The sequence below is a fragment of the Orrella daihaiensis genome (assembly GCF_022811525.1).
In the GTDB taxonomy this organism is placed as follows: domain Bacteria; phylum Pseudomonadota; class Gammaproteobacteria; order Burkholderiales; family Burkholderiaceae_B; genus Algicoccus; species Algicoccus daihaiensis.
The window spans coordinates 552,505-576,122 of sequence record NZ_CP063982.1 but is presented as its reverse complement, the minus strand read 5'-3'; the positions used below and the strand labels follow the sequence as shown (position 1 = coordinate 576,122).

At 52.9% G+C, this 23,618-nt stretch carries 17 protein-coding genes and 1 tRNA gene; 3 read left to right on the top strand and 15 right to left on the bottom strand.

What is annotated here, in order from left to right:
• Position 1 precedes the first annotated feature (1 nt).
• Together arsJ and DHf2319_RS02775 are read right to left on the bottom strand one after the other, a co-directional pair.
• Positions 2 to 1,246 carry an organoarsenical effux MFS transporter ArsJ gene (gene arsJ / locus DHf2319_RS02780; protein WP_243479276.1) on the bottom strand — a complete coding sequence of 415 codons (1,245 nt, stop codon included), beginning with the start codon at positions 1,244 to 1,246 and terminating at the stop codon, positions 2 to 4.
• Positions 1,247 to 1,249: 3 nt separating this feature from the next.
• Positions 1,250 to 2,290 carry an ArsJ-associated glyceraldehyde-3-phosphate dehydrogenase gene (locus tag DHf2319_RS02775; RefSeq protein WP_243479275.1) on the bottom strand — a complete coding sequence of 347 codons (1,041 nt, stop codon included), beginning with the start codon at positions 2,288 to 2,290 and terminating at the stop codon, positions 1,250 to 1,252.
• 128 nt (positions 2,291 to 2,418) lie between these two features.
• Between DHf2319_RS02775 and DHf2319_RS02770 the strand changes: the two genes are divergently transcribed.
• Entirely contained in the window at positions 2,419 to 3,183 is a 765-nt protein-coding gene (locus tag DHf2319_RS02770; RefSeq protein ID WP_243479274.1) for a glycosyltransferase family 2 protein, read from the top strand.
• A 22-nt stretch (positions 3,184 to 3,205) separates the two neighbouring features.
• Here DHf2319_RS02770 and DHf2319_RS02765 read toward each other — a convergent pair whose 3' ends face one another.
• The 6 genes from DHf2319_RS02765 to DHf2319_RS02740 form a co-directional block, all read right to left on the bottom strand.
• A complete protein-coding gene (locus DHf2319_RS02765) occupies positions 3,206 to 4,270 on the bottom strand; it encodes a glycosyltransferase family 9 protein (protein ID WP_243479273.1) in 1,065 nt (354 codons plus the stop codon).
• A 158-nt stretch (positions 4,271 to 4,428) separates the two neighbouring features.
• Positions 4,429 to 5,247 carry a phosphate ABC transporter ATP-binding protein PstB gene (gene pstB / locus DHf2319_RS02760; protein ID WP_243479272.1) on the bottom strand — a complete coding sequence of 273 codons (819 nt, stop codon included), beginning with the start codon at positions 5,245 to 5,247 and terminating at the stop codon, positions 4,429 to 4,431.
• 2 nt (positions 5,248 to 5,249) lie between these two features.
• Positions 5,250 to 6,626 (bottom strand): phosphate ABC transporter permease PstA, encoded by a 1,377-nt coding sequence (gene pstA / locus DHf2319_RS02755; protein WP_243479271.1) that lies wholly within the window; start codon positions 6,624 to 6,626, stop codon positions 5,250 to 5,252.
• Complete coding sequence (gene pstC, locus DHf2319_RS02750; protein WP_243479270.1) at positions 6,619 to 7,998, bottom strand: phosphate ABC transporter permease subunit PstC; 1,380 nt, start codon at positions 7,996 to 7,998, stop codon at positions 6,619 to 6,621. The genes pstA and pstC overlap by 8 nt, the downstream gene beginning before the upstream one ends.
• A gap of 155 nt (positions 7,999 to 8,153) precedes the next feature.
• Positions 8,154 to 9,182 carry a substrate-binding domain-containing protein gene (locus tag DHf2319_RS02745; RefSeq protein ID WP_243479269.1) on the bottom strand — a complete coding sequence of 343 codons (1,029 nt, stop codon included), beginning with the start codon at positions 9,180 to 9,182 and terminating at the stop codon, positions 8,154 to 8,156.
• Between the two features lie 328 nt (positions 9,183 to 9,510).
• The gene (locus DHf2319_RS02740; protein ID WP_243479268.1) at positions 9,511 to 10,536 is read right to left on the bottom strand and encodes a CorA family divalent cation transporter; all 1,026 of its coding nucleotides are present in this window, start codon (positions 10,534 to 10,536) and stop codon (positions 9,511 to 9,513) included.
• A 292-nt stretch (positions 10,537 to 10,828) separates the two neighbouring features.
• Here DHf2319_RS02740 and DHf2319_RS02735 point away from each other — a divergent pair, with 292 nt between their 5' ends.
• Complete coding sequence (locus tag DHf2319_RS02735) at positions 10,829 to 11,602, top strand: SDR family oxidoreductase (protein ID WP_243479267.1); 774 nt, start codon at positions 10,829 to 10,831, stop codon at positions 11,600 to 11,602.
• 81 nt (positions 11,603 to 11,683) lie between these two features.
• Here the strand turns inward: DHf2319_RS02735 and DHf2319_RS02730 are convergent.
• Positions 11,684 to 11,760: transfer RNA gene (locus DHf2319_RS02730), tRNA-Pro, on the bottom strand.
• A gap of 30 nt (positions 11,761 to 11,790) precedes the next feature.
• Positions 11,791 to 13,935, bottom strand: a complete 2,145-nt coding sequence (ppk1, locus tag DHf2319_RS02725; protein ID WP_243479266.1) for a polyphosphate kinase 1 — start codon at positions 13,933 to 13,935, stop codon at positions 11,791 to 11,793.
• Between the two features lie 136 nt (positions 13,936 to 14,071).
• On the opposite strand from ppk1, the gene ppx reads away from it, so the two are divergent.
• Entirely contained in the window at positions 14,072 to 15,559 is a 1,488-nt protein-coding gene (gene ppx / locus DHf2319_RS02720; protein ID WP_243479265.1) for an exopolyphosphatase, read from the top strand.
• A 12-nt stretch (positions 15,560 to 15,571) separates the two neighbouring features.
• Here ppx and DHf2319_RS02715 read toward each other — a convergent pair whose 3' ends face one another.
• The 5 genes from DHf2319_RS02715 to secA form a co-directional block, all read right to left on the bottom strand.
• Positions 15,572 to 16,348, bottom strand: a complete 777-nt coding sequence (locus tag DHf2319_RS02715; RefSeq protein WP_243479264.1) for a GNAT family N-acetyltransferase — start codon at positions 16,346 to 16,348, stop codon at positions 15,572 to 15,574.
• Positions 16,349 to 16,429: 81 nt separating this feature from the next.
• Positions 16,430 to 17,764 carry a phosphoglucosamine mutase gene (gene glmM, locus DHf2319_RS02710; RefSeq protein WP_243479263.1) on the bottom strand — a complete coding sequence of 445 codons (1,335 nt, stop codon included), beginning with the start codon at positions 17,762 to 17,764 and terminating at the stop codon, positions 16,430 to 16,432.
• Positions 17,761 to 18,609: a dihydropteroate synthase gene (gene folP, locus DHf2319_RS02705; protein ID WP_243479262.1), complete on the bottom strand. Its 849-nt coding sequence runs from the start codon at positions 18,607 to 18,609 to the stop codon at positions 17,761 to 17,763. Before folP ends, glmM begins: the two co-directional genes overlap by 4 nt.
• Positions 18,610 to 18,621: 12 nt before the next feature.
• A complete protein-coding gene (gene ftsH / locus DHf2319_RS02700; protein WP_243479261.1) occupies positions 18,622 to 20,511 on the bottom strand; it encodes an ATP-dependent zinc metalloprotease FtsH in 1,890 nt (629 codons plus the stop codon).
• Between the two features lie 329 nt (positions 20,512 to 20,840).
• Entirely contained in the window at positions 20,841 to 23,606 is a 2,766-nt protein-coding gene (gene secA / locus DHf2319_RS02695; protein WP_243479260.1) for a preprotein translocase subunit SecA, read from the bottom strand.
• Positions 23,607 to 23,618 lie beyond the last annotated feature (12 nt).

Sequence of the window (23,618 nt, the reverse complement as noted above, 5' to 3'; positions counted from 1 at the left end):
CTCAATTCAGTTGATCAAGGTGTTTGGGTAGCGCTAGCGTGACTAGCCAGCAGATGGCGAGCATGATGGCTGATCCCGTTAAAGAAAACATCAATCCACCCCACTGATACAACAAACCCGACAGCAAAGTGCCCATAAAGCGCCCTGAGGCGTTGGCAGCATAGTAAAAGCCCACGTCTTCAGCGGCTTTCTCTGACCCCGCATAAGCCAGAATCAGATAAGAATGCACCGACGAGTTCACTGCAAACGCAAACCCGAATACACCTAACCCGATGACTACCACCCAGGCTGACTGCGCAGTGTCTTGCCAGACATACCAGGCTAGGGCCGCAGGCACTAGGGCCAGCAATAGCGACCAAAGTTGCGCTGCCGGCACTTCGTTGGTTAGCCCATCATCACTGCGTCTAACCAGCTGCGGAGCAATGGCTTGCACAAACCCATAGCCAATTGTCCATGCTGCTAAAAACCCGCCCACCATGCTGAAGGTCCAGCCAGCCGCATAAAGATAGACCGGCACGCCAACCACAAACCACACATCTCTGGCGCCAAAGAGGAATACCCGGGCCAAGGCCAGCAGGTTAATACCTCGACTTTTAGCAAACAATTCCCGAGCAGATTTCGAGGCTTTGCTCTTGCCCATCATGGGTGGCAACAACGTCAGCACCCCGACCAACACACAGGCTAGCAACCCAGCCATTAGCCACAATGCACCTGAGAAACCCAGATACTGCAGCAGCACGCCACCCAGAAAAAAGCCCACACCTTTCATCGCGTTCTTGCTACCGGTAAACCACGCCACCCACTTGAATAACTGGCCACTGGCTTGGCTAGCGGTGATTTTGATGGCGGATTTGCTGGCGGTCTTGGTCAGATCCTTGGCCACCCCACACACGCCTTGAGCAATCACCACCCACACCACCGAGAGCGTCGCGGACCAGCTTGGCGACAGCGCTGAGAGCAATAGAAATCCGGCAATCTGCGTGCAAAGGCCAACCACCAGCATGCGTGAAATACCAAACCGGGTCGCAAGCCATCCACCGACCAAGTTCGCCAGAATGCCTGCCGCCTCATATAACAAGAACAAAAAAGCGAGCGTGAACGGCGAATAGCCAAGCTGATAGAAATGCAGCAGCACCAACATGCGCAGTGCGCCGTCGGTCAACGTAAAGCTCCAGTAAGCGGACGTAACCAATGCATACTGGCGCGCAGCCGATGCGGCCGGATTGGGTGCGGCAGAAACCGTCATGGCTTACATACCCTGCGATTGCATATAACAAGCCAGATCAACCATACGGCAGGCATAACCCATCTCGTTGTCATACCATGCGTAAACTTTCAACATCGTTCCGTCGGTGACCATGGTCGAGAGTCCATCGACTATCGAGCTGCGGGTGTCCTGCGCATAATCAGCGCTCACCAAAGGACGCTCTTCAAAACCGAGAATACCGGCCAGAGATCCGTTTGCCGCCTCTTGAAACAATGCGTTGACCGCTTCGGCCGACGTTGGCTTGTTCAGCTCGAACACCGCGTCAGTCAGTGAGGCATTCAGAACCGGGGCTCTAACCGCATGGCCATTGAGCTTGCCGGCAAGCTCGGGGTATATCAGTGCAATGGCAGTGGCACTGCCGGTGGTCGTGGGCGAGAGGCTTAGCATGGCACTGCGGGCACGGCGCAGGTCTTTGTGCACCCCATCGACCACCAGATTGGTGTTGGTGGGATCATGGATCGTGGTGATCTGGCCATGACGGATACCCAAATTGTCATGGATGACTTTGACCACAGGCGCCAGGCAGTTCGTGGTGCAAGATGCAGCCGTCACAATCCGATCTCGGCCTGGCTCGTAGCGGTCATGGTTGATACCAAACACGATGTTCAACACATTGCCGACCTTCACGGGTGCCGCCACCACCACACGCTTGGCGCCCCGATCGAGGTGTCCCTGTAACACCTCAGGGGTCAACAATTTGCCCGTGCACTCCAGTACAAGCTCCACGCCCATGTCACCCCAAGCGATATCTTTGGGATCAGCATGATTGGATACCGTGATGTCGCATGCACCAATGTGCATGGTGTTGTCAGAAGCACCGATTGTCTCGCGCCAGCGCCCCTGCACCGAGTCAAACTCCATCAGATGTGCCAAGGCTTGGGCATTGCCCTTGATCTCATTGACATGGACCACTTCCAACCGATTGTTTCGGTACGGATCGTCGCCTGGCCGGTGCGCTGCTCCCATGGCTGCGCGCAATGCCAATCGTCCAATTCGTCCCATGCCGTTAATGCCTACTTTCACGATGCTGTCCTGATGATGAGAGGTTATTTTGATAATTATCGAAATTTAACTCGATAAAGATGACAGGTTCATGACAAGCCCACGGCACAGCGCGGCTCAGGCTGTCATAGATCATCTAGAATGCAGACATGCCCACGTTAGCCATTGCCATGATCGTTAAAAACGAGGCCGACAACCTCGTTGCCTGCCTGCGGTCGTGTGAAGGACTGGCCAATGAAATCATCGTGATCGATGGCGGCAGCACCGACAACACGGCTGACATTGCCCGAGAGCTTGGCGCCAAAGTGTTTGCCAAACCATCTTGGGAGGGCTTTGGACTACAGCGGCGCTTTGCCCAGTCCCACGTAAGCTCAGATTGGATATTCTGGATCGATGCCGATGAGCGGCTCACGCCAGAGCTGAAGACCTCGATCAAAGCCGCTGTCTCACAAAATAATCCAAACACCATTTACAGCACTGCTCGACTGTCCTGGGCATTCGGGCGATTTATCCGCCACAGCGGCTGGTATCCTGACAGGGTACTGCGCCTGCACCCAACCAAGCTCACCCAATACTCCGATGCTCAGGTGCACGAGAGGCTCGAAGTACACCCTGGCACTCATATCGAGCCACTAACGGGTGACCTTTTGCACTACACCTACAAAGATTTGCAGCACTACCTCGTGAAATCAGCCCAGTACGCAGACCTATGGGCGCAGCAACGCGAGGTACGTGGCAAACGCGGCAGCCTACTGCAAGGGGTTATTCACGGCGTCGGGTGCTTTTTGCGTATGTACGTGCTTAAGGCTGGCTTTCTCGATGGCCGTCAAGGTCTTCTATTAGCGCTGCTGTCAGCTCACTCTACGTTTGCCAAGTACGCCGATCTTTGGGTGCGCCAACAACCCAAGCCTTAGTGGTAGAAACTTCACGATCGATCTAAATACCGATTGGCTCATCGATATGAGAGTCAATGTCGCTGGCCGAACCCTCAAGCCAACCAGCAATTTGATCAGCGACTGCATCAACATCTAACCCCTTGAAGCTTTCCGGATCTGGCATCGACGCGGTGGGTGATATGGCAAGCCGCCGTTTGGGAGAATTCAGTGTTTGCCACCTCAAAGCAGTTGCTGACCGCCTCAAGGGATAGAAACCGACCGTGGGCACATCGAGTGCGCCTGCAATATGCAATGGGCCTGTACTACCCGCCATGAAGGCGTCAGCGACAGCTATATCGTAAGTAAACTGCGTCAGATCATCACCAGTTCCCATAGCAACCGGCACCTGCCGATTGATCAAATTCGCCATCAAATGACCAACACCAAGACGCTCGGCCGGGCCTGCAGTCAACACAAACACCCAGTTAGGCAGTCGCTTGGCCAACGCACAAACTAGTTCTTCATACTGACGCATGCTCAAGTTATTAGCTGATCCACCCGAACCGGCGTGCACCATCAACCATCGTTTATCCGTTGGCAATGACAGGCGCGCAGCCATGGCATGACGTCTGGCAACCACCTCGGCAGTATCAATTTGAAGGTAAGGCGCTGCAACCGATCCGACCGACAAGCCCAAGTCTTTGAGCAATGCAGCCGCTAAATCCAGGTTGTATTCCCACTCGGGTTTCTCCGAGCGCGATCGACGCTGGGTAACGCGATGGTTGTAGAGAATCTGGGCGAACTTGGTGGCTGGCGCCACACGCAAAGAAACTCCTGCTTTACGCAGCAACACCCCAACACGCCAGGTAGAGAATAAGGTTAATGCTGCGTCAAACTTGCCATCAGCGACGGTTTGCAGCAGTTCTGCCTGCTCAATTTGACTGCCCGATTCTCCTGGGTCACAAATCACCTCATCGACAAACGGGCATAGACGGGCCAAGGGCGCGGTGTACGCTGGCACCAGAACCGTCAAATGGCAGCCAGCGCCTTTCAATAGCGCAAGCGCTGGCCAAGCCAGCATAAAGTCGCCGATTTTATCGTTACGGATTACGAGGATACGTTTCATCTACCATCAGGCCAAACCGACTCACTTGCTCGCACAAGCGAATTCAATCTGGCTAAAAAACAAACCAGCCCCAAGCATACAACCAACAGCGAGAGTCGATGCCTGAGGCTAGGTAATTAGGGGCGGTTGATGCCGCAGGGGAATATATCGGGCTGCTTTTAACCAAAACGCCCGGTCACGTAATCCTCTGTGCGCTTTTCTTTGGGATTCACGAACAACTGTGATGTCTCATTCATTTCCACCAAGTCACCCAAGTGGAAGAACGCTGTGCGATCGGCCACACGAGCAGCTTGCTGCATGTTGTGGGTCACGATGACGATGGTGTAGTTGTCTTTGAGTTCTAGCATCAGGTTCTCAACGTGAGCCGTTGAGATCGGGTCAAGTGCCGAGCACGGTTCATCCATCAGGATGACTTCCGGACTGACTGCGATGGCGCGCGCAATGCACAAGCGCTGCTGCTGACCACCAGACAAGCCCGTGCCTGGCGCATCGAGACGATCTTTTACCTCATTCCAAAGGCCAGCACGAGTCAAGCTGCTTTCGACGATCACATCAAGATCGGCCTTGTTTTTAGCCAAGCCGTGTAGACGGGGGCCGTACGCAATATTCTCGTAGATGGACTTGGGAAACGGATTAGGCTTTTGAAACACCATGCCAACTTGCGCGCGCAAAAGCACCACGTCGATACTTGGATCATAGATATCTGTCTTGCCCAAATGAATCTTGCCCGTCACCTTGGCACCCGGCACGGTATCGTTCATGCGGTTCATACAACGCAAAAAGGTCGACTTGCCGCAACCAGAAGGACCAATGAATGCCACGATTTCACGCTCGTGGATATTCATGGTTATGCCGTGTAAGGCCTCTTTCTCACCATAGAAGACTTTGACATCTTCAGCCGTGATCTTCACAGGTGTCGTGGCGACCTCTTTGGCCTTGATCGCTGCGGTTGGTTTTGCAGTTACTTCGGTCGTCATGACTACCACCTTATCTCAAATTTCTTGCGCAGCCAGATGGCTAGCGAGTTCAATGTCAGCATCAGTGCCAACAGAATAATAATCACGGCAGAGGTTCTGCCTTCAAAGAAGTTGCGCAACTCGTTGCCATTCCACAGATAAATCTGAACTGGCAGCGCAGTCGAGGGATCAAACGGTGTGGATGGGATGTTTGCCACAAATGCTGACATGCCAATCAGCAGCAATGGTGCTGTCTCGCCCAAGGCTTGTGCCACACCAATGATGGTCGCAGTCAAAATCCCGGGCCGCGCCAGTGGCAACACGTGATCAGTCACCGCCTGAACACGAGAGGCGCCCAATGCCAACGCCCCTTCACGAATGGATGGCGGGATTGCTTTAAGTGACGCTCGCGTCGCGATAATCACGGTCGGCAGCGTCATCAACGTCAATACCAAACCACCAACAATTGGTGCAGATAATGGCAGGTTTAACATGATGATGAAGACCGATGCCCCGAGCAAGCCGAACACGATCGATGGAACTGCCGCAAGGTTATTGATGTTGACTTCAATAAAGTCGGTGAACTTGTTTTGTGGGGCGAACTCTTCGAGATACACCGCCGCTGCCACGCCAATAGGCACCGCCAGCAAAATCACCACGATCATCATCATGAGCGACCCGACAAACGCGCCTGCCAGACCAGCGGACGCGGGCGAACTACGTGAGTCAGCATTCACAAACAACGATGTGCTGAACTTATTCTGGATAACACCCATTTCATACAACTGATCCGACCACTTGCGAGCATCAGCACTCAGTTGTTGCTGGGCATCAGGCAGTGAACGATCAATATTGCCCTTGAGCCATACATCGACGTTGGCACTAGCGAGCAGATCAAGCTTGACTGTTTTGCCGACGATGCTCGGGTCGTCAATGACCAGATTGCGCAGATCAAAACGCGTTGCACTTGCGAACATTTCTAATACCGCACGACGGTTCTCTTCGGTCTCAGGCAACACCTTGGCAACCGAATTGAGTAACAGACGGTTGAAGTTAATGAAGTTCAACCGGTTTGCCCAATCGTTGACGCGCTTCTCGTACTCGGCCGGGCTCTCGCCAGCCTCTTGCACCGGTTTAGGGTCAATTTTGACAATTTCTGGCGAGAACTCAACGTCCAACACGAAGGTTGCCTGCCAGAACGATGGGATCCCCTTCGCCAAGATGGTACCAAACAAAATACCCACCAAACCGATCGAGAAGCAAACCGCCAAGATCCCCATCATTCGGAAACGGAATTCCTTGTTACGGCGGCGCTTTAGAGTAGATGCAATGTGCTGGGTCCTTGCCTCGTTTGAAGCAAATCCATCTACACCGGATTTCGCTGTACTGGCGTTATTCATACTGTTCCCGATAGCGACGAACCACGACAAGTGCGATCACGTTTAGCACCAGTGTCATGGCAAACAATGTTAGGCCCAAGGCAAATGCAACGAGCGACTGTGGACTTGAGAAATCCTGGTCACCGGTGAGCTGATTCACAATCGAAACGGTCACGGTTGAGACTGCTTCAAACGGGTTGGCAGTCAGCACCGGCGCATTACCTGCGGCTAACACCACAATCATGGTCTCACCGATAGCGCGGCTAACCGCCAGCAACAATGCACCGACAATCCCCGGCAAAGCCGCCGGGACCACGATTTTGATGATCGTCTCTGATTTGGTACCCCCCAAAGCCAGCGAGCCATCCCGCATGGCGCGTGGCACCTGAGTGATGATGTCATCCGACAAAGACGACACAAACGGAATGATCATGATCCCCATCACCAAACCTGCAGTCAAAGCTGAGGTGGCACGAATGTCTAACCCAAAAAATGCCCCAAGGTCAGTCAAAAACGGGCCAACCGTCACCAACGCAAAAAAGCCATAAACAATCGTTGGAATGCCAGCGAGCACTTCAACCAAAGGCTTGACAATCGCCCGCACTCGGTCTGATGCGTATTCAGAGGTGAAGATGGCGGTCAACAATCCCAAAGGCGTAGCAACCAGCATCGCGATTAACGCGATCATCATGGTGCCAGCTAGGAGCGGCACCATACCAAATCCCGCCTGCCCCTCAGTACCGACAGTGACAAAGCGTGGATTCCAGGTCGTGCCAAAGAAAAAGTCCAACGGGTTGACGAAAGAAAAAAACTTGATCGCCTCACCGAGCATCGACAACACAATGCCTAGTGTTGTCAAAATCGCCACTGCTGAGCACGCCAGCATGGCAGTGGTGATGAACTTTTCAACTTTGTTACGTGCACGGGTCGCAGGCGTGGTCTTGCGCCAGCTAAAAAATAGCCCAAGTGCTGCAACCGTTGCCATTAGGGCGAAGGTAATGGTACGGCCATATCCATACAACATCGCCATATGAGCAGCTGCCGAACTCTCCCAAGCTTGTGCCTCGCCAGCAACGCCGAACCCGGTGGACAGATTAAAAATTCTTTGCATCAGCGCGTCTTGCGCCAACACAGATTCAGGCAAATTGGCCGCCGGGATTTGCGCCAATACCATCGAATCCACGATGCCACCGCCGAACAAATACCAAATGAGGTAAACCACGACGGCGGGCACTGCTGCCCGCAAAACGGCTAACCAGCCATGATACGACGGGCGTGAATGCATAGAGACCGTTGGCGCAGCGCTGGCTGCTCTCACGCTGGCTCTAAGGCCTATCTGATAAGCAAAGCCAGCCAGAATCAGAAGTATTGCCGGTATGATGACAGCATTCACGATGAGCTCGTCTTAAAAAAACACCTAATGCACCAAGATCGCCTAACGACGCCAGAATATAAACGACGCTTGTCAGAGACAAAAAATCTGACCCTTCGGTCAGATTAGTGGGCGGCCAACCCAATCCATCTGAAGTACGGCCGCCCCAATTTCGGTTACTTACCGATTGTTTTACGTGCCTTGATATCAGCAGTGATTTGCGCACGCTCCGCGTCGTTTAGCGGAATCAAGCCAGCACGCTCAAGCGGACTACCCATGCCAGAGACAGGCTCGGACACGAAGAACTCGGCATACTCGAGCAGGCCAGGAATCACACCCACGTGAGCATCTTTAACATAGAAGAACAACGGACGTGAGACTGGGTACTCACCAGTCTCGATAGTCTTCAGACTAGGACGGACACCGTTAACGGTAGCGACTTGCAGACGGTCACGGTTTTGCTCATAGAAGCTAAGGCCAAATACGCCGAGCGCGTTTTTCTGTGCATCGAGGCGACCGAGCGTCTCGGTGTAGTCGCCAGCCACTTCAATCACGCGACCGTCGGTACGCATAGCCACGCAGAAGTTGTGTGCCGCTTTTTTGTCCATGGCTTTGACTTCCGCAAACGTGTTGCAGCCAGGGATCACCATTTTTTCTTCGTAGACTTCACGGGTGCCGTGGTTTGAGCCAGGAATCACCAAAGTAATTTCCTGATTTGGCAACGTGGGGTCAATCTGACTCCAATTGGTGTAGGGGTTTGCAACCATCTTGCCACCCTGAGGAACTTCCTTGGCCTGCGCCAGGAAGATATGGCGGGGCGTCAAAGCAAACACGCCGCTGCTGCTCTGATTAGCGAACACGATGCCGTCAAAACCAATCTTCACCGGGATGATGCCAGTCACGCCATTCTTGGCGCAAGCTTGAACTTCGGAGTCACGAATTGGGCGCGATGAGTTTGCGATGTCGATGGTGTTGGCACCAACGCCCTGGCAAAACTGGCGCAGACCACCCGATGAGCCACCCGAGGCAACCACTGGGGTCTTGAATTGAGAGAAGGTCTGACCGAATTCCTCAGCGACGATCGAGGCAAACGGCAAAACAGTTGACGAACCAGCGATCTGGATCGTGTCACGCGCCATGACACCGGCGCTAAACGCCATGGATGCACCAGCAACCATCAGGGCCGACAGAGAAATACGTTTCATGAATAACACCTTATTTGTCTAGATTTAAGTTCGCCTAAATCGCCTTGTGGCTTCGTTTCAGGCACGTCTACCCGACTTTCGCGGCAAGTAACGTTTCACTCAAAGTGCCGCGTCGTCTTACGGACAGCCTGAACATTAAAGGCCTAATGTGACAGTGATGTTACGAATCGCAAATTTTCATATTTCTTCTGTTCTATCTCAATCTACAGACACCAAGATATTCTTGCTTCAATGCCTACAACCCTTAAGCTCAGCCCCATAGTTAAGAAAAATTAATAATCAAATCAAAAGGTTAAAACCGACATTCTGGGGTGAGCTCTGAAATGGCTCAAAGCCACTTTGCCCGCTTGAACAGCACATAAAGTGACGTACAGGCAACCCCCATCAGTGCCAAAGCGAAGTAATACCCGTACTCAAAACCTATAGCGGGAATGTGCTGAAAGTTCATGCCGTAATGACCAGCAATCGCCGTTGGGATCGAGATAATCGCTGCCCAGGAGGCCAGTTTGCGGGTGGTGTCAGTCTGGCGGGCCTGCTCAATCATCATGCCTGCCTCGAACGCGAACTTCAGACCCTCTGCCAGCGAGTCAAATAGCCCATCCACCCGGGAAATCCGATCCGCAAGCCCATCAAAACGTAACCTCGCCGATGCGCTCACATGCTTAGCTTCAAGTCTGGCGACTCGGGCGCAAACCTCACCGATCGGCTCAATAGCAACATGCAGCCGATGAAAATCCCTGCGCATGATGTAGAGCCTCTGTATCGAGGCTCGATCGAAAGTGCCCCGCATCAATTCACGCTCCGTACGATCCACTTGCAACTCAAAACGACGAAACGACTCAACGTATTGATCAATCAGATGATCAACAATCTCGACCGCGACGTGATCGCACCCGGCGTGCAGCAAGCCACGGTTCAGCTCCAGGCGTTCGCGTAAATCGACATGGGGTGATGAAGGCCCACGTCTGACCGTCACCAAAAACCGCTCACCCACCAGACACGCCAGCCGCCCAAAATGAGGTCGACTGTGGCCAGCTTTCCAGCTGATGGTGGGCAACACAATCAATATCTCACGCTCAAGTACGGAGAGCCGTGGCATTGATAGATCACCAAGCAAACTGCCAAGGCTGTCTAGGCTCACATCCAACTGCGATAGAACCTGTGTCATTAATTCCTCTTCAGGGTGATGTAGCCCTATCCAAACCAGTGCAGCGGGGTTCAGTAATGCGGCGCCTATCTCATCAACCTGTAGCGTCTTGGGCGGTTCACCCTGGATATAGCTCACAGCGGCAATTAACCCGGCACTGTCCCCCTTAAGCTCGCTAGCTACCATCAGCTCGTCTATGTTATCCATCAAGTTATTGCTCCTTCCGTTAATTGAACTGCAACCTCTTGTAGACACATCAAGAGGTCGATTTTTACTCGTAAATGTATGACGAATTACTGCACAATTCTGTCAACTTCTTGCAACCACATAACGCAACTAGCATTTCGGGATCCGCTAACTCATACAAACGACCGATGTGCGACCAGTATCACGAGGCGAGTTAATGATGCATAAGGTGTAGCTACACATAGCCTTTTGTCTAGAGACAATGGACAATAGCTGCTGCAACACTAACACTGTTGGATAATTAGGAGTCAATATGCATACGTCCTTTTGCGATCTACGCGGTAAAGCCGGAATCGTACTGGGCTTGGCCAATGATCAAAGCATTGCAGCCGCTATCGTTAGGCGTTTGCACAATTTAGGTGCGGAACTTTTAGTCAGCTGCTTAAACGACAAAGCCGCACCCCATGCTCGAGTCGTGACCGATCCACTTGGCGTCGAGCTTAAGAACTGCGATCTCAGAAACCGGCAGGAACTCGAAACATTCATTGATAGGGCAATCGTACGATTTAGCAAACTTGATTTCGTGATCCACTCAATCGCCTGGGCACCAATCGATGACTTGCATGGCCGTGTCATCGACAGTTCGCGTGAGGGGTTTTCTGAGGCAATTGCCTTGTCATGCCACTCGTTTGCTGAGCTCGCAAAGTTAACTGCACCCCACATGACTGGTGGTGGCAGCATGTTAACCATGACATACCATGGTTCAGCAGAAGTTGTACCCAGCTACGGTATCATGGGCCCCGTAAAGTCAGCGCTCGAATCTACTGTGCGGTACATCGCAGCTGAACTCGGCCCACAAAACATTCGCGTACACGCCGTATCCCCAGGACCCATATTGACTCGCGCAGCATCGGGAATAGCGCATTTTGATGAGTTGATGAAGATGGCGCGAGACCGCAGCCCATTAGGCCGACTAGTCAACATCGATGAGGTGGCTAACTTAACCGCTTTTTTATGCGCCTCTGAATCAAGCGGCATGACTGGGCAGACAATTTATGTTGATGCTGGCTTTAATGTCATGGCGTAGGGCTCTGAAATTCAGACCGTTGGCCGTTGGGCCTATAAAAAACCGCCATCCAGATAACTGAATGACGGTTTTTTGTATGAATGGTCGGGGCGGCGGGATTCGAACTCGCGACCCTCTGCTCCCAAAGCAGATGCGCTACCAGGCTGCGCTACGCCCCGAAGAGGTGAACTATAGCAGATTGAGCGGGCTTATTTGGAGCCCAGAAGGCTGATCAACTCGTCATGCATGTTCACCGGGGTCGATTTGGACATAACTTGCACAAACTTGCCATCGGACTGCTGAATCCAGGCTCGCGTGTTGTCTTTGAACGCCAAGGTAAAAGACTCCTTGATTACACGTCGCTTCAAAGAGGTATCTAGCACCGGAAACGCCACCTCCACGCGCCTGAAGAAGTTACGGTCCATCCAGTCAGCTGACGACAAATAAACCTCTTCTTTACCACCTGCATAAAAGTAAAACACCCGAGAATGTTCCAGAAACCGCCCAATGATCGATCGCACGCGGATATTCTCCGACAACCCCGGTACGCCCGAGCGTAAGGCGCAAACACCGCGGATAACCAGGTCGATTTTGACGCCGGCCTGACTGGCCTCATAAAGCGCCTCGATCACCTTAGGCTCCAATAGCGAGTTCATCTTGGCCATGATTCGGGCCTTTCTGCCAGCTCTGGCTGCCGCCGTCTCAACCTCGATCATGCTCATGATCGATTCATGCAAGGTGAATGGGGACTGCCGCAAGAGCTTTAACTGACGTCGAGCACCCAAACCAGTCAGTTGGGCGAACACCTTGTCCATATCCTCGCAAAGTGTCGGGTTGGCGGTCATCAAGCCAAAGTCCGTGTATAGCCGTGCCGTACGCGGATGATAATTACCGGTGCCCAGATGGCCATAGCGCCGAATCCGACCTTGCTCACGCCGAAGCACAAGCAGCATCTTCGCATGCGTCTTGTGACCCACCACGCCATAAACCACATGTGCCCCAACCTCTTCTAGTCTGGCAGCCCAATTGATGTTGGTTTGCTCATCAAATCGCGCCATTAACTCCACGACCACAGTGACCTCTTTACCTGCCCGAGCTGCGGAAATGAGTAATTCCATGAGTTTGGAATCCTCTCCCGTACGGTAAATGGTCTGCTTGATCGCCACCACATCAGGGTCAAGTGCTGCAGTGGTCAGAAAGTCAATGACCGGCTGAAATGATTGATACGGGTGGTGTAATAACTGATCACCAGCGGCAATCAACTCAAATATCGCTCCAGACTTGTGGGGCAAGGTTGCAAACGCCTTGGGTATAGGCCCCTGAAACTCAGGGAATAACAAATCTGGTCGGTCAACTTCCTGACAAATTTGCATCATCCGCGCCACATTAGCTGGACCATTGACCCGATAGGTATCAGCCGCTTGCAAACCAAACTCTGTCTGCAGCAATGACTCAATGTGCGGCGGAGTCAACTGGTCGATCTCCAATCTGACGGCTGAACCGAAATTACGCTGCGACAATTCACCTTGCAAAGCCTGTCGCAAATTGGTGACTTCTTCCTCGTCTACAAATAAATCACTGTTGCGTGTAACACGCCACTGGAACACACCATGTGCCTCCATGCCAGGAAATAGCTCTGGCGCAAAGGCTCTAATTAATGACGTCAATAAAATAAAACCGTGCGGTAAGCCTGCAATGGCCGGTGGCATCCGCACGACACGCGGTAGAGCGCGGGGAGCCTGAACCACGGCAATACGAGCCTTACGTCCAAACGCATCTTCACCCGATAGCGGCACAATGAAGTTCAGACTCTTGTTAAGTACGCGTGGAAATGGATGGGCCGGATCCAAGGCAATCGGAGTTAAAAGCGGCATCATGTCACGCACGAACAGATCATGGGCCCACTCCCGCTGGGCGTCATCCCACTCGGAGGCGTGATGCAGGTAAACACCTTGCGCTCGCAGGCTGGGCAACACCTCATCGTTAAGCAAGGCATACAGCTTTTGCACGAGTGCATGCACAGCTTTGTCAACCAACGCCAAGGCGTCTGATGCTGTCAATCCGTCCGGACCACGCATGCTCGGATGCAAACGTTGTTGCTCCTTCAGACTAGAGACCCGAATTTCAAAAAACTCATCAAGGTTTGAACCCACGATACACAGATAACGCAAACGCTCCAGTAGAGGTGTCGTTGGGTTTTGTGCCATGGCAAGCACCCGCTCATTGAACTGCAAGAGCGACAGTTCCCGGTTCAGAAAACGGGGCTCTGCAAGCCGCTGTGGTGATAGGCGCCGTGCGCGCGTTGCATTGGTCTTCTGACTGGCTCGAGTGGCACGGACGTTGGTAGTAGCCATATTGATGAGTGAAATATTGTGACTGTTCAGATAGTTACATGATGACACAAGCCCGATGGGCTTTGTTGCATTACTTAGTGAAGCATTGTCACATACAGACCCTATAATCGCCCAAGAGTTCGTTAGGTGATAATGCATGGAACATTTACTGGCGGCGGTCGACCTTGGCTCCAACAGTTTCAGGCTTGCAATTGGTCGTGTACACGACGAGAACGGTGTACGCCAGATCTACCAAATTGACCGCCTGAAAGAAACCGTCAGGCTCGCAGCCGGCCTTGATGAGAACAAGGTTCTCAGTGAACAGGCCATTGATAAAGCCTTGGCGATCCTCAAACGCTTTGGCGAGCGATTGGAAAGCTTCCATCCAGACCGGGTGCGAGCCGTAGCCACCAACACCTTTCGGGTTGCGCGCAATACCCCTGAGATCATGCCACTCGCTGAAGCAGCGCTAGGATTCCCGATTGAAGTGATCGCGGGCCGAGAAGAAGCACGCCTAATCTATACCGGTGTTAATCACACACTTCCAGCCTCAGATAACAAGCGCTTGGTCATCGACATCGGTGGAGGTTCCACCGAAGTCATCATCGGCAAGCGTGAGGAGCCTCTGGTAATGTCATCGCTTTATATGGGCTGTGTCAGCTACACCCGGCGTTTTTTTCCCGACGGGGTGGTCGATGAGCACACGATGCGCACGGCCGAGATGTCGGCACAACGCGAGATCGAAGTCATCACCAAACCCTACAAAAAACTGGGCTGGCAAGAGGCTTATGGATCGTCTGGGACTGCCAAGGCCCTGCAAGCCATCTTGACCGAAGGTGGTTTTTCCAAGAAGGGAATTACCGCATCGGGTTTACAACGCCTGCGCCAGAAGCTCGTCAAAACGGGTCGGGTAGTGCCTGAAGACTTGCCAGGGATCAAACTCGAGCGAGCTGATGTATTGCTAGGTGGGCTGGCCATCATGAGTGCGTTTTTCGATGAAATGGGCATCGAGGTCATGCACACAGGTGACGGTGCGTTACGCTTGGGCGTATTGGTTGACTTGGCCGGTCGCAGTGACGCCCAAGACCGCCGTGATGAAACGGTCAAAGTATTTATGAAGCGCTACCACGTCGACTCACGACAGGCATCGCGCGTCAGACGAACTGCTCAGCGCCTTTATGACAGCCTGTTTCCCAATGCGAACCCGTTCGATGAGCTGAGGCATGCACTCAGTTGGGCGGCTGACCTGCACGAGGTTGGCATGTCGATTTCCTCAAATGGCTATCATAAGCACGGCGCCTACATCCTGAACAACGCGGACATGCCAGGATTTTCCAAGGCAGATCAGGCGGCAGTTGCCATGTTGGTACTAGCTCATACCGGCAAACTCGGTAAAGTTCAGTCCTTGGTCAAGTCGCAAGAACAATGGATGGCCGTACTGGCATTGCGCTTAGCGGCGCTTTTGTGCCGCAGGCGTGAGGAAGTTGAGGCGTTAGCGCTGTCTGTCAGCGTCAAAGGGAAATCGATTGTGACAACCGTCAACAGGAGTTGGCTAGCCAAGCACCCATTGACAGATTTTTCACTTCACGCAGAAGAAGATGAGTGGCGCAAAGTTGGCATGCAGTTTGAGGTAGTGACCGTCTAGAACGATCTGGCCTTACTCGAACCCAAAGTGTCGACGGTAACGAGTGCCCATGTTGCTAATCGATAGCAGCATCGGAAAATCTGCCGTATTGAAATCGGGATCCCAAGCAGGTTCACCGCAGACCTGCGCGCCCAAACGCAAGTAACCACGCAATAAAGCGGGCACTTGCGCAGGCAAATGGCTATCGAGTTGGTCAACCGGGTAACGGTGTAAAGGTGAAACCACCGGAGCCTCATTCTGGCCGATGGAATCTTTAACGCTGCGCCAAACTGTCGCCGCGGTTACACCATCATCACGCAAGCTCACGCTTGCACATCCGAACACATGCTCGTAACGGCCTTGCTTTAAGATTTCAGCCAATCCTGACCAAAGCATCATCAAGACCGAGCCGTTGCGGTAGTCGGCATGGATACAAGCCCGACCAAACTCAACCAAAGACTTCTTGATATCTCCCAGGCCAGCAAGATCGAATTCGGATTCGGAATAGTATCCACCCGCACGCCTAGCCTGATGAGGCGTGAGCACCCGATAGGTTCCCACTACCTGATCGGTACCTAGGTCCTTGACCATGAGATGCTCGCACCACACATCGAACGCATCGCGGTCAATTGCGCTGCCTTCGTCGGCAACTTTAGCCTCGTACTCTGAAGAAAAAACATTGAAACGAAGACGCTGTATCGCTTCTAACTCTTCGTCTGACTGAGCTAACCCGACCACCAATTCGCCTTGATTGGCTTCATTGGTGGGCAAAGACAATACACTGGCACGGCTACGAACAAGTTCTAGCATAAGGCCCTCACTTAACAATGCCGACAGTGTGACTGTCAGTTATGTCATCAGTTTGACCAAATCGTGACAGTATTATGACAGCTAAGCGAGGCTATCAGCCAGAGATAACGCCAGTTCATGGGCTAAAGCACTTTCAGGCGCCTCGACCATTAATCTTAACTTAGGTTCGGTGCCAGATGCACGGATTAGCACACGCCCCTTACCAGCGAGCGTCTTCTCGACTTCCAGGGTCCGACGCTTCAATGGCTCATGCGACTGCCAGTCAGTACCCGGCTCAATGGGAACATTAATCATCACCTGAGGGTAAAGAGTCAGATCACTAATCCAATGAGCCAAGCTAGTTTGCTGACGCTTAAGCGCTGCGAGCACCTGCAGTCCTGCAACAATCCCATCACCGGTGGTGTGACAATCTAGACATAGCAAGTGCCCAGAGCTCTCGCCGCCAAAGAGCCATTGGTTATCTTTGAGCTTTTCAAGAACATAGCGGTCACCCACGGCAGCCCGCTCAAACGGAATCTTTAATGCACCAAAGGCCTGTTCAAGGCCAAGGTTGCTCATGAGCGTGCCAACTACGCCAGCAACTGGTGTACGCATGGCTCGCTCGCGCACCACGGCGTAAAGCAGCTCATCACCGTTATAAAGGCGCCCGGATGCATCAACCATTTGAATCCGGTCGGCATCGCCATCAAGTGCGATCCCAAAGTCTGCACCACGCGCTTGAACCTCTTTAACCAGATTATCCGGATGCAGGGCACCTACGCCTTCATTAATATTGAATCCGTCAGGCTCAACGCCGATGGCATGCACCTTGGCCCCAAGCTCTCTAAAAACGTGCGGTGCAATGTGGTACGCAGCTCCATTGGCCGCATCGACCACTAGCGATAAGTCTGATAAATCGAGGTCAGACGCGAAGGTGCTCTTACAAAACTCTATGTAGCGACCGGCTGCATCGTCGATGCGGCGTGCACGCCCTAAACAATCAGACGACACACAACCCATAGGCTCATGCAAAGCGGCTTCGATCTCAAGCTCGACTGCATCCGGCAGCTTCATCCCCTGGGGCGAGAAAAACTTGATACCGTTGTCGTGATAGGGATTATGCGATGCACTGATGACGATACCTGCGGACAGGCGCCAGGTTCGGGTCAAATAAGCCACGGCGGGCGTCGGAATGGGACCGGCTAGGAGCACATTAACACCGGCTGCAGCAAACCCTGCCTCTAGGGCCGACTCCAGCATGTACCCGCTAATACGGGTATCTTTTCCAATCAGGACGGAGGGCCTGGATTTGCTGCCTGAGTGCTGCGCCAAAACGCGTCCGGCCGCGTACCCAAGCTTTAGGGCAAACTGGGGGTTAATAACTTCGCCCCCGACCTCACCGCGTATACCGTCCGTGCCGAAATAACGTCGACTCATTGAGTTTCCTGTAAACCGAAGGTCACTGCTTCCCAAACAGCAAGCGCATCTCTTGTGGCCTGCACATCATGCACCCGCAGGACCCTAGCACCAAAGTTTACAGCTAACAAGGCTGCAGCCACGCTGCCTGACAGGCGCTGATCAATCGATCTACCTGTCACAGCTCCAATCATGGACTTTCGGGATACCCCGATCAAAACTGGATAGCCAAGCACGACCAACTCACTCAGGCGGCGCATCAGCGTGTAGTTATGAGTCTGCGTTTTACCAAACCCAAAACCCGGGTCTAACGCAATTCGCTCTCGGCCTATGCCAAGGGCTTCTAGGCCGCGAGCGACCTGCATGAGCTGATCAGAAACTTCTCGCACCACATCGTCATAATGCGGGGAAACTTGCATCGTGCGCGGCTCACCTTGCATATGCATAATGCAAACACCACATGACGGATGCTTTGAAATGACCTCGCGTGCAGCTTGATCACGGAAACCCGTCACATCGTTAATGATGTCCGCACCCGCAGAGAGTGCTGTCTTCATCACCTCGGGCTTGCACGTATCGACTGACAAAGCGACCCCGGCGTGACGCAAGGACTCGAGCACCGGCATTACCCGCTCGAGCTCACGCTTTGTAGGGACTGGTTCGGCACCCGGTCTAGTGGACTCCCCGCCTATATCGAGGATCTGCGCACCCTCATCGATTAACTTGCGCGCATGAGAGATGGCTGCCTCGGCCGAGGCATGTAAACCACCGTCAGAAAACGAATCGGGAGTGACATTCACGATTCCCATTAAAACAGGGCGCTTGAGGTCAAACTCAAAGCGCCCACACTGCCAAATTGTCGACATAAAAACCCTGTACTAGACGGCCTCGGCAGGGTTCCCACCACGCGCATCCGCTGCTGGACCCGCCGGCGGAGTCGAATCCAATGGTGCATCGGGCACCTTAGGTGGACGTGGAGGACGACCCTCAATAATGTCGTTGATTTGATCAGAGTCGATAGTTTCCCACTCGAGCAAAGCCTTGGCCATTGATTCCACCTTGGCGCGGTTATCCTCAAGAATCTGGCGAGCGCGCTGATACTGCTCATCGATGATCTTGCGAATTTCTGAATCAACCTTTTGCATGGTTGCTTCAGAGACATGGGTGGTTTTTGTGACGCTGCGACCAAGGAAAACTTCGCCCTCATTCTCGGCGTAAACCATCGGCCCAAGCTCAGTCGTCATCCCGTAGCGCGTCACAATATCGCGTGCAATCGCCGTAGCGCGCTCGAAGTCATTCGAAGCGCCCGTGGTCATCTGATTCATGAAAATCTCTTCAGCAATACGCCCGCCAAAGAGCACTGCGATAGTGGAGAGCAAACGCTCCTTGTCCATGCTGTAACGATCACCCTCAGGCAATTGCATCGTCACACCTAGCGCCCGGCCTCGCGGGATGATGGTCACTTTATGCACAGGATCGGTTTTAGGGAGCATACGCGCAACCACTGCATGCCCCGACTCGTGGTAGGCCGTATTACGGCGCTCTTCCTCGGGCATCACGATTGAACGACGCTCGGCACCCATGATGATCTTGTCTTTGGCTTTTTCAAAATCAGCCATATCGACCAAGCGCCCGCTTCGGCGTGCAGCAAACAGAGCAGCTTCGTTAACCAGATTGGCAAGGTCTGCACCAGAAAACCCGGGAGTACCACGTGCAAGGACCATAGGATCGACGTTCTGACCGATCGGCACTTTGCGCATGTGAACACGCAGGATCTGCTCGCGACCGCGGATATCCGGCAATGGCACGACCACCTGGCGATCAAATCGGCCTGGACGCAACAATGCCGGGTCGAGCACATCAGGGCGGTTGGTGGCCGCAATCACAATAACGCCTTGGCCGGTCTCAAAGCCGTCCATCTCAACCAACATCTGATTCAAAGTCTGCTCACGCTCGTCGTTACCGCCACCGAGACCCGCGCCACGCTGGCGACCAACAGCGTCAATCTCGTCGATAAAGATGATGCAAGGCGCATGCTTTTTGGCATTCTCAAACATATCCCGCACGCGAGCCGCACCCACACCTACGAACATCTCAACAAAATCTGAGCCAGAGATACTGAAGAATGGTACTTTGGCCTCCCCAGCGATTGCCTTGGCCAAGAGGGTCTTACCAGTACCAGGTGAACCCACCATCAGAACACCACGAGGGATGTGCCCTCCTAGCTTTTGGAATTTCGACGGATCTCGGAGGAAATCCACCAATTCCTGGACATCTTCCTTGGCCTCATCACATCCTGCCACGTCTGCAAACGTGATGTTGTTTGATGACTCATCGAGCATGCGAGCTTTTGACTTACCGAAACTGAACGCACCGCCCTTGCCACCGCCCTGCATCTGGCGCATAAAAAATATCCAGACTGCAATCAGAAGCAGCATGGGGAACCATGACACAAAGATGCTCATCAGCAGAGAGGGTTCTTCACGGGCTTTGCCGGAAACCTGAACGCCCGCTTTCATGAGATCTGAGACCATCCAGAGGTCACCAGGCGATGTAATGGTGTAGGGACGACCGTTATCTGGTGTCACGTGCAGGACATCACCCTGGACATCAACCTTACGGATTTTGCCGGCCTGGGCATCATCCATGAACTGGGTGTAGCTAACAGACTCCTGCGCAGCCGGACGACCGTCAAACTGTCTGAAGACGGTAAATAACACCAGTGCAATAACCATCCACACGGCGATCTTGGAAAACGAATTGTTCACGGCCTATCTCCTGCTTGGCATGCCCGCCTTACCCCATGGCAAGACTGCTCACCTGTCACTAAATCTTGGATCTACCAACTCATTCTAACTGCAATGGCAGTTACCCAACACTTGACCCGCCGACATAGCGGGTTATGGGTTATTAATGGCTTCTGACGAAATCTTAGTCTAACGAGTTTAGACCATAGTCAGAAAAAATAGTTTCAATGAAGCCGATAGTCTAAGACTTTTCTGCTTCACTTGGACTTTTTGGCTCACTGACACAAATTGCCATCAGAAACCCGCGACCACGGGTTTAATTACGTTGAATCTTCTAAACACTAGTAGTTTTAGCCTAGCTTACCGTGACAGTGCTTGAATTTCTTTCCACTGCCACAGGGACATGGCTCATTTCGTCCTACCTTTGCATATGGATTGCGCATCGCTGCACCACCTGCGTGCTCAGCCTGTGCCGAGGAACTACGTTTGTCTGAGGCTGGCTCAGCCAAGGCCTCATCCTGATCGGCATGGTGATACTGGACGTTTTGCACATGCTGTTTTTCTGCCTCGCGTTCAGCCGCTTCTACCTCTTCACGGCTTTGCACCTTGACGGTCAACAATAGCTTGACAACATCATCACGCACCCGCTGCAACATCATTGAGAACAGTTCAATTGCTTCGCGCTTGTACTCTTGCTTGGGATTTTTCTGGGCATAACCGCGCAAATGAATACCCTGACGCAGATGATCTAACGATGCCAGATGCTCTCGCCAGTGGTTATCGATGACTTGAAGCATGACCGAACGTTCGAACGGCCGCCAAGTGTCTTCACCCACAGTAGCGATCTTGTTGTCGTATGCCGCTTTACCGGCTTTGACGACCATCTCAACAATATCTTCTTCGCCAAACTCTTTCGAATTCTCTACCGTTTGAACAATCGGCACATCGAGCTGCCAGTCTGATTCCAGCACTTTTTGCAGAGCAGCCAAGTCCCACTGCTCCTCGACTGAGCCCTCGGGAACAAACTCACGGACCACATCGGTTAGAGCGCCATCGCGCAAGCTCTCGACTTGCTCACCCACATTGGTACTGTCGAGCACCTCGTTGCGCTGACCATAGAGCACACGGCGCTGATCGTTGGCGACATCGTCATACTCGAGCAGTTGCTTGCGGATATCAAAGTTGCGGCTTTCCACCTTGCGCTGCGCCGATTCGATCGATCGGTTGACCATGCCAGCCTCGATGGGCTCACCTTCGGGCAACTTCAGACGATCCATGATGGCTCTGACACGATCACCCGCAAAGATTCGCATCAGCGAATCGTCTAGTGATAGATAAAAGCGAGATGACCCGGGATCGCCTTGGCGCCCTGCACGACCACGTAGCTGATTATCAATTCGGCGTGACTCGTGCCGCTCTGTTCCAATGATGTGCAAGCCACCTGCATCTAAAACCTGTTGGTGCAACGCTTGCCAGCCATCACGCAACTCCTGGGCTTTCGTCTCACGAGTGGCTTCATCCAATGATTGGTCGGATAGCAACAGCTCAATCTGCTTCAGCACATTCCCACCGAGCACAATGTCGGTGCCCCGGCCTGCCATGTTGGTGGCAATCGTAATGGCGCCCGGCTTGCCTGCCTGCGCCACGATCTCCGCCTCGCGCGCATGCTGCTTGGCGTTGAGGACTTCGTGCTTCAGACCCGCAGCCGTTAGGGCTTTGGACAGTAATTCGGAGTTCTCCACACTGGTGGTACCTACCAAAACAGGTTGGCCACGCGATTGGCAATCACGAATATCGTTCAGGATGGCGTTATATTTCTCTTGATCAGTCTTGTAAATCTGGTCATGCGTATCCTTGCGGATCATGGGCTTATTGGTAGGCACAATGACCGTCTCTAACCCATAGATCTCCTGGAATTCATATGCCTCGGTATCGGCTGTACCAGTCATGCCCGCAAGCTTTTCATACATGCGGAAATAGTTTTGGAAGGTAATCGATGCCAAGGTCTGGTTCTCAAACTGTATTTTGCAGTTCTCTTTGGCCTCGACTGCCTGATGCAATCCATCTGACCAACGACGCCCCACCATCAGGCGCCCGGTAAACTCGTCAACAATGACCACCTCACCGTCTTGAACGACGTAGTGTTGGTCTCGGTGAAACAGACTATGGGCACGCAAAGATGCCATCAAGTGATGCATCAGTGAGATGTTGCGCGGATCATAAAGAGATTGGCCCTCTGGCAATAAGCCTTTTTCCGTCAAAATTCTCTCTGAGTTTTCGTGCCCAGCCTCTGACAGATACACTTGATGGTTTTTCTCATCGACCCAATAGTCGCCTTCTGGGTCGGGCTCATTTGTCTTTGGCTCGCTCTGCATTCTGGTCAGCAATGGCGGCACCATGTTCATCGCCTGATAGAGCGCAGTGTGGTCTTCTGCTTGACCAGAAATGATCAGAGGCGTGCGGGCCTCATCAATCAAGATCGAATCGACCTCATCCACAATCGCAAACACGAGACCACGCTGTCGACGGTCTTCAGCGCGATACTCCATGTTGTCTCTTAGATAGTCAAATCCGAACTCATTATTGGTGCCGTACGTGATGTCTGACCGATAGGCAGCACGCTTTTCTTCATTGCTTTGTTGCGGCACGACGACGCCTACGCTCATACCGAGGAAGTTATACAACTGTCCCATCCATTCAGCATCGCGCCTAGCCAGATAGTCGTTCACGGTCACAACATGAACGCCGCGCCCAGTCAAAGCGTTCAGGTAAACCGGTAATGTTGCCATTAGCGTTTTACCTTCACCGGTGCGCATCTCGGCAATTTTTCCAGAGTGCAAGACCATGCCACCGATCAATTGCACATCAAAGTGCCTCATCCCGAACACTCGCTGACTCGACTCACGAACAAGTGCGAACGCTTCCGGCAAAATCGCATTCAGCGCCTCACCGCCTTGAACCCGTTCTTTGAGTTTGGCCGACAGCGCCTGAAGCTGCTGATCAGACAAGGCCTGCATGGAGGGCTCGAGCGCATTGATGCGCTTGACATCTTTGTTTAGCTGCTTCAACAGCCGGTCGTTTCGGGAACCAAAGACTTTCTTAATTAGAGATAACATGCGCAACAGATC